The organism is Streptococcus sp. 10824 (assembly GCF_013276595.1).
Taxonomy (GTDB): domain Bacteria; phylum Bacillota; class Bacilli; order Lactobacillales; family Streptococcaceae; genus Streptococcus; species Streptococcus pseudopneumoniae.
Window position 1 is genome coordinate 1 of the sequence record NZ_VMLH01000118.1, and the last position, 607, is coordinate 607.

The window sequence follows — 607 nt, forward strand, 5'->3', positions numbered from 1 at the left end:
CTAATTCTTGGCCTTGAAGGCTCGCTCCAATCTCTTTTAGCTCTTCCTGACAGTCAGGGCAAATGCAATCCTCTAAGCGATGATGAACTTCTTCTGAATCGAATTGGGCAAGATGGAGCCTCATAATCCAGTTTAGCAATGATTTCCTTCTATTAATGATATCCATAATTTGGGCATTAGGGTCTTTGATATCGAGTAGTTTTGTAATAAAATGTAATTGTTCCATATGAATCTTTCTAATGATGGTTTGGTTGCTTTTCATTATAGATCTTATGGGACTTTTTTTCTACAACAAAATAGGCTCCATAATATCCATAGGGGATTTTCCTACTACAAATATTATAGAGCCAAAATCTCCAGCCTAGAGAATTCATGAGGGTCTGAAAGGGTCAGGTATTTATGTTTTGTCATAGTAGAGCTCATTTCTAACTCAAACGTCTCACACTAAATTCCACCATAAAAATCTGTTTTAGACCAATTTCCACTTTGACCAGACTAGGGGGAGTTGTCCGAATCATAATTTTAGATAAATATTGGGTAAACATTGGGAAAATACTTGACATATATGTTGTAGAAGAGTATAATGATGGTGATTCAGGTGATTCAG

At 35.9% G+C, this 607-nt stretch carries 1 protein-coding gene and 1 pseudogene; both read right to left on the reverse strand.

The genetic code is table 11. The features are described 5' to 3' along the window. Positions 1 to 104: 104 nt before the first annotated feature. Positions 105 to 226: pseudogene (locus HT701_RS09930) on the reverse strand (ISL3 family transposase); the annotation flags it as partial. Positions 227 to 425: 199 nt separating this feature from the next. Beyond that, positions 426 to 607, reverse strand: a 182-nt coding sequence (locus tag HT701_RS11275; protein WP_205403486.1) for a hypothetical protein, incomplete at its 5' end; no start/stop codon positions are given.